Annotated in this window: 15 protein-coding genes; 10 read left to right on the top strand and 5 right to left on the bottom strand. The window is 44.5% G+C overall.

From position 1 onward, the window contains the following. The 6 genes from MHH89_RS02145 to MHH89_RS02170 all read left to right on the top strand — a co-directional run bounded on the left by MHH89_RS02145 (position 1) and on the right by MHH89_RS02170 (position 4,420). Positions 1–780, top strand: a complete 780-nt coding sequence (locus tag MHH89_RS02145; RefSeq protein WP_076129974.1) for an ABC transporter ATP-binding protein — start codon at positions 1–3, stop codon at positions 778–780. Between the two features lie 44 nt (positions 781–824). Then, positions 825–1,352: a HugZ family pyridoxamine 5'-phosphate oxidase gene (locus MHH89_RS02150; protein WP_076309879.1), complete on the top strand. Its 528-nt coding sequence runs from the start codon at positions 825–827 to the stop codon at positions 1,350–1,352. Positions 1,353–1,355: 3 nt separating this feature from the next. After that, complete coding sequence (locus MHH89_RS02155) at positions 1,356–1,781, top strand: DinB family protein (RefSeq protein ID WP_076280933.1); 426 nt, start codon at positions 1,356–1,358, stop codon at positions 1,779–1,781. A 188-nt stretch (positions 1,782–1,969) separates the two neighbouring features. Further along, positions 1,970–2,377, top strand: a complete 408-nt coding sequence (locus MHH89_RS02160) for a MerR family DNA-binding transcriptional regulator (protein ID WP_076309880.1) — start codon at positions 1,970–1,972, stop codon at positions 2,375–2,377. A gap of 68 nt (positions 2,378–2,445) precedes the next feature. Beyond that, entirely contained in the window at positions 2,446–3,375 is a 930-nt protein-coding gene (locus tag MHH89_RS02165; protein WP_076309881.1) for an alpha/beta hydrolase, read from the top strand. Between the two features lie 454 nt (positions 3,376–3,829). Next, positions 3,830–4,420 carry a TetR family transcriptional regulator gene (locus MHH89_RS02170; RefSeq protein ID WP_076186459.1) on the top strand — a complete coding sequence of 197 codons (591 nt, stop codon included), beginning with the start codon at positions 3,830–3,832 and terminating at the stop codon, positions 4,418–4,420. 24 nt (positions 4,421–4,444) lie between these two features. On the opposite strand, the gene MHH89_RS02175 is transcribed toward MHH89_RS02170, so the two are convergent. Then, complete coding sequence (locus MHH89_RS02175; protein ID WP_143759898.1) at positions 4,445–4,714, bottom strand: hypothetical protein; 270 nt, start codon at positions 4,712–4,714, stop codon at positions 4,445–4,447. A gap of 85 nt (positions 4,715–4,799) precedes the next feature. Here MHH89_RS02175 and MHH89_RS02180 point away from each other — a divergent pair, with 85 nt between their 5' ends. The 3 genes from MHH89_RS02180 (at position 4,800) to MHH89_RS02190 (ending at position 7,676) form a co-directional block, all read left to right on the top strand. Continuing rightward, positions 4,800–5,543, top strand: coding sequence for an SDR family oxidoreductase (locus tag MHH89_RS02180; protein WP_076301191.1), 744 nt, complete (start codon positions 4,800–4,802; stop codon positions 5,541–5,543). 82 nt (positions 5,544–5,625) lie between these two features. After that, a complete protein-coding gene (locus tag MHH89_RS02185; protein ID WP_076309882.1) occupies positions 5,626–6,711 on the top strand; it encodes a glycerol dehydrogenase in 1,086 nt (361 codons plus the stop codon). A gap of 104 nt (positions 6,712–6,815) precedes the next feature. After that, a complete protein-coding gene (locus MHH89_RS02190; protein ID WP_081390518.1) occupies positions 6,816–7,676 on the top strand; it encodes a divergent polysaccharide deacetylase family protein in 861 nt (286 codons plus the stop codon). On the opposite strand, the gene MHH89_RS02195 is transcribed toward MHH89_RS02190, so the two are convergent. Continuing rightward, complete coding sequence (locus MHH89_RS02195) at positions 7,663–8,415, bottom strand: N-acetylmuramoyl-L-alanine amidase (RefSeq protein ID WP_254847629.1); 753 nt, start codon at positions 8,413–8,415, stop codon at positions 7,663–7,665. The genes MHH89_RS02190 and MHH89_RS02195 overlap by 14 nt on opposite strands. A 183-nt stretch (positions 8,416–8,598) precedes the next feature. Here MHH89_RS02195 and MHH89_RS02200 point away from each other — a divergent pair, with 183 nt between their 5' ends. After that, the gene (locus MHH89_RS02200; RefSeq protein ID WP_036689445.1) at positions 8,599–8,787 is read left to right on the top strand and encodes a YqzE family protein; all 189 of its coding nucleotides are present in this window, start codon (positions 8,599–8,601) and stop codon (positions 8,785–8,787) included. 75 nt (positions 8,788–8,862) lie between these two features. Here the strand turns inward: MHH89_RS02200 and MHH89_RS02205 are convergent, their stop codons facing one another. The 3 genes from MHH89_RS02205 to MHH89_RS02215 form a co-directional block, all read right to left on the bottom strand. After that, positions 8,863–9,885 (bottom strand): hypothetical protein, encoded by a 1,023-nt coding sequence (locus tag MHH89_RS02205; protein WP_076220063.1) that lies wholly within the window; start codon positions 9,883–9,885, stop codon positions 8,863–8,865. 157 nt (positions 9,886–10,042) lie between these two features. Next, positions 10,043–11,107 (bottom strand): YqhG family protein, encoded by a 1,065-nt coding sequence (locus MHH89_RS02210; protein ID WP_076280308.1) that lies wholly within the window; start codon positions 11,105–11,107, stop codon positions 10,043–10,045. Further along, positions 11,104–12,849 carry a DEAD/DEAH box helicase gene (locus tag MHH89_RS02215; RefSeq protein WP_076129985.1) on the bottom strand — a complete coding sequence of 582 codons (1,746 nt, stop codon included), beginning with the start codon at positions 12,847–12,849 and terminating at the stop codon, positions 11,104–11,106. Before MHH89_RS02215 ends, MHH89_RS02210 begins: the two co-directional genes overlap by 4 nt. Between the last annotated feature and the right edge of the window lie 2 nt (positions 12,850–12,851).

The following is a 12,851-nucleotide window of genomic DNA, read 5'->3' on the forward strand; positions in this document are numbered from 1 at the left end:
ATGTTTACTGTCGATTCTATTTCGATCCGGTATGAGCAGAAAAACATTATTAACAACTTCTCTTTTTCCGTAAAAAAGGGTGAAATCGTCTCGATTATAGGACCAAACGGCTCAGGTAAATCTACATTGCTTAAGGCGGTATCACGGCTAATTCCATATCATACGGGTGCGGTCACACTCGAGGGTACGGATCTAAAGTCTATGACTGCCAAACAAGTCGCTCGAAAAATGTGTATGCTGAGCCAGAAGAACCAAGCACCTAATGATATGACTGTGATCGATCTCGTCTCCTATGGAAGGTATCCACATAAAAAATGGTTCGAAAAATTAAATCATGAGGATATGGACATTGTCGACTGGGCACTGGAGAAGACACATTTAAAGGATTATAAGGATCGAGCCGTTTCCTCGTTATCCGGTGGTGAATCACAGCGTGCTTGGATTGCTATGGCCTTGGCGCAGCGTCCTTTGGTTATGTTGCTTGACGAACCGACCACTTACTTGGATATTTCGCATCAGCATGAAGTTCTTGAGTTAGTACGTGAGCTAAATCAAGACATGGGAATGACTGTCGTGATGGTGTTGCATGACCTCAATCAAGCCTCTACCTATAGTGATAGTATTGTTGTGGTGCAGGCGGGTGAAAAAGCGATGTATGGGACACCAAATGAAGTTATGACCACCGATATGATCCGGGATATATACCGAATGGATGCCGAAGTTCAATATGTTCCTACAGAGACGAAACCTCGTATTCATTTGCTAAGTACCGTTCGCTAGATTCGTGGCTAGATTACATAACCTATTAATGGAGGGATTTTATAATGAAGAAGCCTGTAGATGTTGAAAAAAATAAAGAAAACTATTTGCAATTTATTGCGAATCGTAAAAATCTGATTTTGAGCTTGATTGATGACGAAGGAAAACCTTTTATCAGCTATGCTCCTTTTGTTAAGCATGAAGGCAAGCTGTATATCTACATTAGTAAGATCGCCGAGCATTACAGATATATGGAAAATAACGATTTTGTAGATGCGCTTCTAATTGCAGATGAGTCTGCGACGAATAATAAATTTGCAACGGAACGTGTGCGGTGGAATTGCACATCAAGCAATATCGGGAATTACGGGCATGAGGAGATCTTTGAATTGTTTAATGCTGATCATGGGGTTGCAATGGTGAATTTGCTGCGTGGATTGGATTTTTCATTGTTTGAATTGACCCCTCTCCAAGGGCGTTATGTTGTTGGTTTTGGCTTGGCCTTTGACATCGACGTAGATGCGAACCTGTTCAACCATGTGGTGATCGACAAGAAAAAAGACGAAGAAGCCACTGTACAAGGGAGCAAATAATCTATGACTTTCACTTCAGTGTTGCCAATCTGGCAAGCGGTGCAAACGCGATTTCATAAAATCGTGAAGGCTTTGCCGGAAGAAGATCTTAACCTTAAGCTAGGGAACTCTACAATTGGGGGATTAATTCAGCATAATGCAGAAGTTGAGTTTATGTTCGCAGAGTGGTTTTTTGGAAAACCTAATCCTCAAGGCGACAAGGCGGCATATTCTACATTGAATGAACTCGTTGATCTGCTGACTGTTTCCAATGAGAATCTAACTGCTGCGATGCAGGAGCTTCCGGAAGAAGCATGGCATGTGAGTGTGGAGTCGGCTTTTGGCACATCTACACCGCTTGAAGCGATAGGCAGACTTATGTATCATACAGGTATTCATGCCGGACAGATTTCGCTTATACAGAAAAATGCAGTTCGAAGTGAAGTATAGTGAATTGGGAAAAGATTGATGAGAAAACGGCAGAAATGTCGTTTTTTTTTTGTGCGTGAATAAGGAGTTTTTAAAAGGGAGTTTGGGTAGTTTTTGACGTTCTTTTGATGTCCCTTTGATGTCCTTTTGATGTCCTCTGCAGCCTCTGGATTTGGTATAATGTAGGGGATTCTAAGGGGGCGCTGATTATGACAGAGTACTTGCGAGGCCAAATTGCCAAAATGGCGAATGTGAATATGGAGACGTTAAGGTATTATGAAGAGCTCGGATTAATTAGCACTCCCTTACGTTCGGAAGCTGGTTATCGTCTTTATTCGGATGAGGTGTTTAGCCGCCTTGTTTTTATACATAATGCTAAACTGTGTGGTTTCACTTTAAAGGAAATTAAGAAGGCACTCACTAAATCTGAAAGCAGCGGCATTAGCATAGATGATTTTGTAAATGTTGTGGATAAGAAAATGGATCGAGTTCGTGGCGAAATTGCAAAACAGGAAATAAAACTAACAGCCCTCGCAGATTTGAGAAAAAATTTGTTAGCCACAGATAAACATCCAGGCGTACAGTCCACGCTCGAAATCCTAAAAATGGATTCTTAACTTGACCTTGTAGTCTCCTACAGCCTTTACAATCTGAGTTGAAAAGAATTGTAGGAGGGATTTACGAGATGGAAAAGACAAGTACAGAGCAGCTTGCAGCGATCAAAGTTTATTTGCGACAAAGCAACCGATGGGATAGCAAGTCTATCGGGCAAATACGGCAGGAGATGGATGGGACGGCTGCGAACATGCCCAGTCCTACGGATGTTATCATCGAGCGGGTCATGATTGGACCCTTAAGCGGAGAGTGGATTATTCCTGTGAAATCTGCTTCACTCGCTGATGAAGTGATCCTTTATTTCCACGGTGGGGGTTTTATTTCGGGGACTTGTGAATTTTATCGGGATCTGGTTACACGAATTGCAAAATCTAGTGGCACGAAGATCCTAATCATTGAATATCGCTTGGCACCAGAGTTTACTTATCCGGCTGCTAATGAAGATTGTATAGACGCTTATCTGTGGCTGCTCGCGAATGGATATTCTGCCGGGAATGTCGTGCTTGGAGGGGATTCTGTTGGAGCCAGCCTTGCGCTGATGACGTTGATTACTTTACGGGATGCGGGTGGAGAATTGCCGGTGGGTGCTTTTTTAATCTCGCCGCATACAGATCTCGTCCATTTGGATGGTGAATCGTATCTGAGCCGAGCGGAGTTTGATCCAACAGGCAGCATAGACGGAAATAAACGAATAATTGATGTTTATTTAGGTGCTCGAACAGAACTGGCTCCTATATTATCTCCTTTAAGGTTGGATTTGCAGGGATTACCTGATTTACTTGTTCAAGTAGGCGACCACGAGGTATTGTTAAGCGATGCAACGAGGTTGGCTGAACGAGCACAGGCTGCGGATGTTCATGTAGAACTGGAAATATGGGAGAACATGTGGAGTGTCTTTCACTTTTTAGCTTATATGCTGCCAGAGGCGCAGCAAGCGATTGCGAATGTCGGTAAGTTTGTTAGGACGAGGTTAGATCGGATTGAGCAAAAAAGCAGCTGATATTCCCCGCCTTCTTGAGAGATCAAGGAGGTTTTTTGGTGAAATCGTAGGTTAGCAGAAGGTGGATTGCTAGATACTAGGCTTCTTCATCGTAACGGACCGTATTGCAGCTATTTGCTCAATTTAGCGTGTTTGGCTAACTTTTCGGACTGCATAGCTCTTATTAGCACATTAGAATGCCGAAAAGGTGGGGAATTGGGTGAATAGCTGCATTGGAGTCCGATAGCATGGCGAATTACGGTGATTTCTGAAAATAAGGGCTCCTCAGTCCGAATTCATGTAGTACGGGGGCTACAGAGAATAAGATACTAAACTGGGACTTAAGTTTAATAATTGGGTGCGAGTATATACTGATAATGATTTAACGAATGACAAAGTGGTAATATTGTCAGTTCGTTTTTGAACATAATATGCTATGATAATTACCACCAGAGATAGAGCGAGGGGAATACATATGTCGAATGATCTTCCATTATCAAAAGAAAACATTTTGGACGCGGCTGAACAAGTGCTCCGGCGTTTTGGCCCGGACAAGACTTCTGTTGTAGATGTAGCGAAGGTGCTTAAAGTAAGTCATGGTACGTTGTATAGACATTTTTCCAGTAAATCTGCTTTGCGAGAAGCCGTAACCGAAAGATGGTTGCAGTATAATATTTCAGAGCCTTTAAAGAATATTTCAGAGCATTTTGATGGGAATGCCAAAGAGCAGCTCCGATTATGGATGGATACGCTGATTCGTAGTAAACGCACCTATGCTGTGGATGATGCCGAAATGTTTGCTATGTACGCAGCTGTAACTTTAGAAGCGGTGGATATGATTACCCTACACGTAGATCAATTAATTGGGCAAATCGCAGGCATTATTGAAAAAGGCATACAATCCAAAGAGTATAGAGTGGTTGAACCAGTGGTAACGGCTAGAGCAATTTTTAATGCTACTTCGCGGTATCATCATCCAGCACATGCTATAGAGTGGCAGTCGGCTACGATTGATCAGGATTTCGCCTCCGTTTGGGATTTGATTATTTCCGGGATTTCTTTGTAACATCTACTTAAAACCTTCTGAGACTCAGGAGGTTTTTTTGTGTCTTAAAGAGGTATAAATCCCGTAGATTAGGCTGAATCGTGCGAGTTGCTGCGAATGAACGGTATAAATCCCGTAGATTAGGCTGAATTGAGCGACTAGCGGCAGATGAACGGTATAAATCCCGTAGATTTGATTAATTAAGCGATTTGCTAGCAGATGAACGGTATAAATCCCGTAGATCAGGCTGAGTGGAGCGACTAGCAGCAGATGAACGGTATAAATCCCGTGTGCAAAACCAATTTTAAATGACAAATATTAAAAAATGTCAATTGTAATTTGTAATTGATCGATTTATAATCAGACCAACAAGAAGGACAAAGTGATAGGAGGAGTAATTATGAATCAGAATTTAGCTGGAAAAGTAGCATTAGTAACAGGTGCATCGAGAGGCATGGGCCGGGAGATTGCGGAGAACTTGGCACAACAGGGTGCGAAGGTGGTCGTTAACTATTCGAGTAACCCCGGCAAAGCCGAGGAAGTCGTAACCGGTATTAAACAAAAGGGTGGAGAGGCCGTCGCTATTCGCGCAGACATCAGCCAGGTGGCAGAACTTGAACAATTATTCCAAACCACATTAGAAGCCTATGGACAACTCGACATTCTCGTCAACAACGCCGGGATTATGATTACGAAGCCGATACTAAATATGACGGAAGAAGATTTCGACAAGCAGTTTGCGATAAATGTAAAAGGCACCTTTTTTGCTTGCCAGCAAGCAGCTAAATATATGAATGATAACGGACGGATTATCAATTTTTCTACTTCCGTTACGGGTCAAATGTTCCCGACCTACAGCGTCTATGCAGGAACTAAGGGAGCAGTGGAACAAATCACTCGTCAGCTGGCCAAAGAATTTGGACGAAAAGGAATCACTATCAATGCTGTTTCACCTGGACCTGTGAATACGGAGTTATTTACCGTAGGGAAATCAGCGGAAGAGATTGCGACCGTGGGGAATATGAATTCCTTTGGACGTTTAGGCGAGCCTGAGGATATCTCAAGCATTGTGTTGTTCTTAGCCAGTAAAGAATCACAGTGGGTTACAGGGCAAACGATCCGTGTGAATGGTGGATTCATTTAAGCTGGTGGTTAAAGGGATCTTTTTAATAGCTGAATGTGGTTAATCCTTCTAATATGAATGTAAATAAAAGGAGGAGTGAACCATGACGCAGATCATCTGCTCACCGACTAAATATATACAAGGACATGGTGAAATTCGTAAGCTGGGAGATTATTGTTTGCAGCTTGGAGCGACAAGAGCTTATGCCATTATTGATCCTTATATTTTCTCTGTGTACAAAAATGAGATCACATACAGTTTTGAAATGAACGAAATGCCGCTAGTGATGTGTGAATTCAAGGGCGAGTGTAGTCGTAATCAGGTTAATGAGATAGTTGCAGCACTTGGCTTGAAGGATGCGGAAGTCATTATAGGGATTGGTGGTGGCAAAACTTTAGATACGGCAAAAGCAGTAAGCCACATGAGTAACCTCCCGGTAGTTATTGTACCCACAGTGGCTTCAACGGATGCACCTTGCAGTGCTTTATCAGTGTTGTATACGGATGAGGGAGACTTTGACTGTTATCTTCCACTAAAAAGAAATCCCGATCTGGTTATCGTAGACGTCGATATCATTGCTAAAGCTCCTGCAAGATTGCTTGTTGCTGGAATGGGTGATGCTTTGTCCACTTTTTACGAAGCAAGAGCTTGTCGAGAATCTGGGGCTATTACACATGCAGGTGGGACTAGCACAATTGCAGCCCTTTCACTAGCTCGTGCCTGTCTGGATACGCTTCTTGCAGAGGGTGAAACGGCATTAAAAGATGTTAAGCAAGGCATCACCTCTCCTGCGGTGGAACATATCATTGAAGCCAATATTTACTTGAGTGGCATTGGGTTTGAAAGTGGAGGACTTGCTGCGGCGCATGCGATTCATAATGGATTGACGCTGCATGAGGAATGCAGGAATACTCTTCATGGTGAAAAGGTTGCTTTTGCTACGATCATTCAGCTTGTACTGGAGAAAGCACCATATGAAGAGATTGATCAGGTGATTGGTTTCTGCAAAAAAATCGGTCTTCCCGTTACTCTCAACGATCTTGGAATTACCAGTAAGGATATTGATCCATTGATGATGGTGGCGGAAGCTAGCTGTTCTGAGGATAGCCCCATCTGGAATATGCCCTTTGAAGTTCAAGCTGTGGATGTGCTGGAAGCAATTCTTGCCGCAGACGCGCGGGGACAATAGAAAAGCCCGATTGTAAATTATTGCGAACCCTCCCCGTACATATTTAACCTTCGTGAACCAAACAATGAGAATAATTGTTTAAGACGAAGGAGGCGTTCCTCTTGATGAAGGACAGTCGAAAGTTTAATCGTTATTTACTAATTTGGATTGCTGTTGCTGCTCTAATGGTTACTTTAATCGCTCCCATGGCACCGTCTGTTTCAGCTGCCGAGTCCAGAGACAACCCTACAAACACACCAAGTGAAGAGAAGACATCTCAACGTAATAAGGTCGTAATTATTATTGACGATTTCGGCAATGGCATGAAGGGGACGGATGAAATGTTTTCGCTGCCAATAAAGCTTACTGTGGCGGTTATGCCCTTTTTGCCTACATCTGTGAAGGACGCCACACGTGCGCATGAACGCGGAGATGATGTTCTGGTCCATTTGCCGATGGAGCCCCGCCAAGGGAATCCTAAATGGCTTGGACCCGGAGCTATTCTGGCTAAGATGTCTGATGAGGAAGTGCGTCTAAAGGTGGAGGCAGCGCTCGATAATGTGCCCTATGCTATCGGTATAAACAACCACATGGGCTCTAAAATTACTGGGGACGAACGGATTATGGGTGTGATCTTATCCGTGTGCAAAGAGCGGGGATTGTTTTTTGTGGACAGTAAAACCAACTACCGTTCTGTTGCTGGCAATATGGCTTATCGAATGGGACTGCCGCGCGTAGAGAACCATATCTTTTTGGATGATACACATACAGCTAATCATGTGCTGAAACAAATGGGTCTCGTAAATAATCTGGCGAAGGATCAACGATTCTGCGTAACCATTGGTCATGTTGGTGTATATGGAAAAGAAACCGCCGCAGGCATCCGCAGCGGTGTGGAGCAAATAAAAGATGATGTTGAATTTATAGGCATATCTGATCTCGTTAAAAACGAAATGAAATGGAACTCGAATCCTACACTTCCATAAGATAAGCTACTATGCCGCCAGCAATTGCTTCAGCAATTTCTTGTTGCCCTTTAGGGGTGCATAGCTTTTCGCGATCTGTCGGACTGCTTACAAAACCCGCCTCAACAATTACGGTTGTGGCGGTTATTTTGTTGAGTAAATAAAAAGGTTTACCTGGTCTTGTCTCAGCCTGGATATTATAGAGACTGTTTAATTGTTGCTGAATGGTCTGGGCAAGAATAAAGCTGCGGCCTTCTTGGCGATATAATACAAGTGGTCCATGCTTGGATGGTGAAGGTGCCCAGTTAACATGGATGCTGACCACTACAGTAGCTGGTAATGTCTCAGCCAGCTCTTTACGCTGAGCAAGGTCGCGCAGATGCCGGGATTTACTGCGCAGCCAGCGGTTCTCATCGCTTGGGGCGTAATCTCCATTACGATTTAAGGCAACGTCAAATCCATCGCTGCGCAGCAGCAGAAATAATCGGCGTGAGATATCTAATGTAATATCCTTCTCAAGAATGTTGCCGTAGGAAGTTCCTCCGTCGATCCCCCCATGTCCTGCATCAATTAAGATCATCCGGTGGCCGTGGCTTAAGAGATGCTGACGTTCATCATTCACTACGGGTTTGGATGGAGTTGCAGTAGCATATGCACTCCCCATAAACAGCATTAGAAGTCCAACTGTGGTTAAAGTAATACGCAAGCCGCATATTGCAGCTGCTGTCTTGGAATAAGCTTTATTTCTCCCAATGTTCAAATGAACTCCTCCTTGCATGTGAATAACCTCGTGCCCTAGATTCTTTGTTATATTGTGCTTTAATAGGTAAACCTATTCGAACAATTCGAGACAAGAGTTTAGATATATGCTCGGTGGTGCACACTAAGAGCATGGAACGACGCTGGCTATCTTAAATCACTTACAATGTAGGAGGTGTTACAAATGGCTTCCGGCGGCGATGAGCTTGTAAAGTATATCACTGAGAAGGTAGTTGTTTATATCGAGGATCCGCGTGCCATTCATGCTCGTAGAGCGGCTACAAAGCAGCCGTGGTCACAGAAATGGTTCGGTATGCTTCCGCTTGGTTGGTCGATCTGGCGAAGCAAATGGAGCCACAGTGACAAGGATTGAATTTCACAAATAACAAATAACAAATAACCTTCCAGTGCCTTGTTGAGGGTGGCAGCGGAAGGTTATTTGTTATGTTTAGTTATAGATATTTCTGTCGGGCAGCTTGTGCAGTGTTCCTATAGCCTGCAAGGCAGTGAGTGGCAAATACCGTCTTCCTTCTGGCCCTGATGCTGCGTAAACGGTAGGCATGTTGTTTATTGCTTTTGTTTTATTCGAAGCAGGCAACCAGTTTTGATAACCTGTAATCATAAAAGGTGCCCCTACGATATCATTTCGGCCAGCGGCTTGATAAGCAATACTTTCCTTGGGACGAATCAGTGTGGCGATATTGTCACCGCCTACAGCAAGCAGTTTTGGGGAGGTCAACCACATGATATCTTTATAAGGATCATCTGTTCCCCCGCTTTGATAGGCCGAAAGCGGAGACAAATCAGTAGTTAGGTTAGTGATTACATCCGTTTCTGTCTGCTGTCCTTTAAGCACTTCTTCCGCTTTACTTAGCGTCCACGGTAAAACTTGCGGCACGGAAGCATTGATAAATATTGTCTTATTGTCAATGACGATTTTCCATACGGGTAGAAGTGGTGCATATAAGGCTGTGAGTTTTATTTTTCCTGTATAAGATGAAGGTATAAGTCCTTCCTGCACCAAAAATTGGCGCAGTTCTAATAAACTATAGGGGAGTCCGTAAGTGCCAGCTCCATATTCGCTAAGCATATAACCACCTTGATCCGTAGCGGAAATGATCATGTAGCCGATCCGCTGTTCACCTTTCATAACGTTGACAAGCCAGCTATGAGTACCTGGACCCAGAGGATAATATTCTATTCCTGCGTCCTTCCAGGCTGTAAATGGAGCTTCTGCTGCGAGCTTGTTCAGTGTACTCTTGGCAAATTCTTGGACCGTACCGGGTGAAGGTAAGATATCCATCTGCAGTACAGGTATCAAATCCTGTGTGACTGAATCAACTACACTTACTCTGGAAGCGGCAAGCGCAGAAGAGGAACCGGAGCTCGTTGCGATGAGTCCGATGCATAGAAGCAGGAGGAAGCAGCTTTGACCTGCAAGAAGCAGCCTCCGCCGTACACTTATTTTCATGGCGTCGTTCACCTTTCTTTGTTATGAAATATCAGAAAGTAAAAAGCTTCCTTTTTATTGTAGAGGACAAGCTATAAAAAGGCTGTTGCTTGCTGTCGCGCCGGAAGGCGGAAGTTCTCTTGTTTTTTTGCCTGCTTTTAGCGAGTAGGGTCGCATTCTATAGGCTCCGCAGATGAAACAGTCCATAGGTTACCGCAGAAACTGCGATTTGCGGCTCATATTGCCAAATGGTCTCTTGTCGACGCCGATTATACTGCTCTTGAGTCACTAGGCGTTTTTCTTCGTCAGGCTCCTTCAGCAGCTCTCCATAATAGACATCAATGATGTCCAGTTCAACCCTTAGCCGCTCACGTGCCTGTTCTGCCCAAGTGTAGTCCAGTTCGGCTAACTGAGCGGTAAGATGAGTTTCCAATAAGTCGGTAGCGGCTGCTACTGTCATTTCATAAGGCTGGATATGCACATTTTCCGGCAAGCGTGGCATCATCTCTTTTGTGGAAACTTTTGCATTAAAGTCATCAATGATGGTTCCCTTTGTTAGGGAGATGCCAAGATAATGGAGTTCTTCACGTTTCAAATCGCAGCTCATCTCCACTTTATAGCAGACACTAAGCCATGGCTCGTAAGCGGCAGAGAACAGCGTGTTTCGCTGCCTGCTGCCCGGGTCCTCAAATAAGTAAAGGCATTTCCCTTCGTCCCGAGCGGCGTTCCAAATCTGTTGCAATCGCTTGCTTCCGTAAATAATATCCTCTCTGCGGATCATTCCTGGCCCAATTCGTGGGAGTGCCGGCACAATGCCGAAGTAGCGGGCTAGGATACTTTCCTCCGGGTCAGTAGATGGAGCATTCACTGCTTCTGAGCCCGGGGAGGCGGATTCGAGTAAGTCAGTGCTGGCCTCTGCATCGTTTGTTACACCTGTATTTAGGCTTCCGGTGACAACTTGATTCAAAATGCCAGCACTACGATTTGCAATGGGGGTAACCTCTACTGCAGCTTGACTGTCGTATTTTTCCGGATCAAAAACAAAGGTGAAAGAAAGGGTCTCAGGATCTACACCTGTGCGCTCCACGAATCCCCAATAATACGGTCGGTCGGTGAGCATTTTGTCAGCTCTAGGTGATAATTTCACAGTTACGTGAAGGGGCGAAGCCTCAATGATGGAGCATTCAGTGGCTTCAAGATAGTCCATCACATGCTTGCGTACTTCCTGTGCGGTGAGGGTCATGTCGCAGTCCCACTTTCTTTTTTAATACCCTGTGTCAATTCACTGAGGGATTCACCAATATGGTCCAGCTCATGCCGCAATTCTTCGTCGGAGCGGGATTCGAGCATGATTTTGTATAAACTTTTCTCCAGCGATTCCTTCTTTTCAAAACGTTCCAGGATTACATCCAGCCCGCCAATCACCATTTCAAACATATTGATTTTTTCATGCAGCAGATGCAGGATATGTTCTTCAATCGTGCCTTGCGTAGACAAGTTGTAGATCACTACGTCATTTTCTTGCCCTAACCGATGGACACGTCCGATACGTTGCTCCACGCGCATGGGATTCCAGGGCAGATCAAAGTTGATCATATGGTGGCAAAATTGCAGGTTAATTCCTTCACCACCGGCTTCCGTTGCAATCATAACTTGAGCGCGGCCGCGGAAAAGATCCATCATCCAATCTTTTTTCCCACGGTTCATTCCGCCGGAATAAGAGACACACATCAGCCCATGTTCACGGAAATATTGTAGTAAATACTCTTGAGTTGCGCGATATTCCGTGAAAACGATGACCTTTTCATTCATTTCTTGAATGAGGGCTAAGGTTGTTTCAGCTTTAGTGTTTGTTTTAACGGTACGGAGGGTCTGTAGCAGCTCCATCATCCGGTCTCTTTTTGGGGAATCCGCAGGCAGCTTTTTGATCAAATTAACTAAAGTGATAAAGACGGCATCCCGGCTGCTGCACACCTCACGTTGAAGGGTTACCAGAGAAAGCATACTGCTAAGATTGCCGCCGGATTCCTGATACTGGTCTTTGACAAAGGAAGTAACACTGTTATACAAATCTTTCTCTTCTTGGGAGAGAACTAAGGGAATATTACGGACTTTTCGTTTCGTGAAATTAACAGGACCTTCACCACGGCGATTGCGGATCATGACCTTCGAAAGCTCGTCCCGCAGTTGACCTTCATTCTTGGGCTGGCGTTTATCAACCACGAAATTCGAGGCAAAATCGCCCTGATTTCCAAGTTGCCCCGGCTTCAGTATAGTGATCAGATTAAAGAGTTCGCCCAGATCATTCTGAACGGGAGTTGCGGTGAGCAGCAGGCAATATTTTTTGCGTAATTGCTGTACAAATAGATAATTGGTCGATTTTTTATTCTTCAGCTTGTGAGCTTCATCAATGATCAACATATCGTATTCATTTTCCAGCAAGATTTCCTTATGCGGATCTCGTTTGGCGGTATCCATCGATGCGACGACTATGGCGTTGCCCCACGAATAGGCTTTTTTCTGAGCGACAGCAGTGATGCCAAATTTCGCATTCAGCTCACGAACCCATTGCAATACTAGAGAAGCAGGTACGAGAATAAGCACTTTGGAGACAAGACCGCGTACGAGATATTCTTTGAGCACCAGTCCTGCTTCAATGGTCTTGCCCAGTCCAACCTCATCTGCAAGAATCGCGCGGCCTGACATTTCGAACAGAACCTTATGCGCTGTATCCAGCTGATGGGGAAGAGGGGACAAGCCGGATAAATGCTTCATACATTGCAGCTCATCGAAGCTCGTTACTAGACCTGTTTCCTCTCCTTGTACGGCAAGCTTAGATAAACGGTAGTCTCCCCATGGGCCGCCCTTTTCCAATTTGAGCTCCAGATCTTGCAACCAATTCCGGTCAAAAGAAAGAGGAACAGGCAGTATCGGCGCGGGTGTTCCCCCTTGCTGGGGTAGAGAATTACGGAATAATTGCGTCATAA

The organism is Paenibacillus sp. FSL H7-0323, from assembly GCF_038002725.1.
Classification (GTDB): domain Bacteria; phylum Bacillota; class Bacilli; order Paenibacillales; family Paenibacillaceae; genus Paenibacillus_AQ; species Paenibacillus_AQ odorifer.

Coding starts and splice junctions, on each gene's coding strand:
- MHH89_RS02185 (WP_076309882.1), top strand. CDS start 5,626: ATGACGCAGATCATCTGCTCACCGACTAAATATATACAAGGACATGGT.
- MHH89_RS02210 (WP_076280308.1), bottom strand. CDS start 11,107: ATGACCCTCACCGCACAGGAAGTACGCAAGCATGTGATGGACTATCTT.
- MHH89_RS02155 (WP_076280933.1), top strand. CDS start 1,356: ATGACTTTCACTTCAGTGTTGCCAATCTGGCAAGCGGTGCAAACGCGA.
- MHH89_RS02200 (WP_036689445.1), top strand. CDS start 8,599: ATGGCTTCCGGCGGCGATGAGCTTGTAAAGTATATCACTGAGAAGGTA.
- MHH89_RS02150 (WP_076309879.1), top strand. CDS start 825: ATGAAGAAGCCTGTAGATGTTGAAAAAAATAAAGAAAACTATTTGCAA.
- MHH89_RS02170 (WP_076186459.1), top strand. CDS start 3,830: ATGTCGAATGATCTTCCATTATCAAAAGAAAACATTTTGGACGCGGCT.
- MHH89_RS02215 (WP_076129985.1), bottom strand. CDS start 12,849: ATGACGCAATTATTCCGTAATTCTCTACCCCAGCAAGGGGGAACACCC.
- MHH89_RS02145 (WP_076129974.1), top strand. CDS start 1: ATGTTTACTGTCGATTCTATTTCGATCCGGTATGAGCAGAAAAACATT.
- MHH89_RS02190 (WP_081390518.1), top strand. CDS start 6,816: ATGAAGGACAGTCGAAAGTTTAATCGTTATTTACTAATTTGGATTGCT.
- MHH89_RS02165 (WP_076309881.1), top strand. CDS start 2,446: ATGGAAAAGACAAGTACAGAGCAGCTTGCAGCGATCAAAGTTTATTTG.
- MHH89_RS02160 (WP_076309880.1), top strand. CDS start 1,970: ATGACAGAGTACTTGCGAGGCCAAATTGCCAAAATGGCGAATGTGAAT.
- MHH89_RS02205 (WP_076220063.1), bottom strand. CDS start 9,885: ATGAAAATAAGTGTACGGCGGAGGCTGCTTCTTGCAGGTCAAAGCTGC.
- MHH89_RS02180 (WP_076301191.1), top strand. CDS start 4,800: ATGAATCAGAATTTAGCTGGAAAAGTAGCATTAGTAACAGGTGCATCG.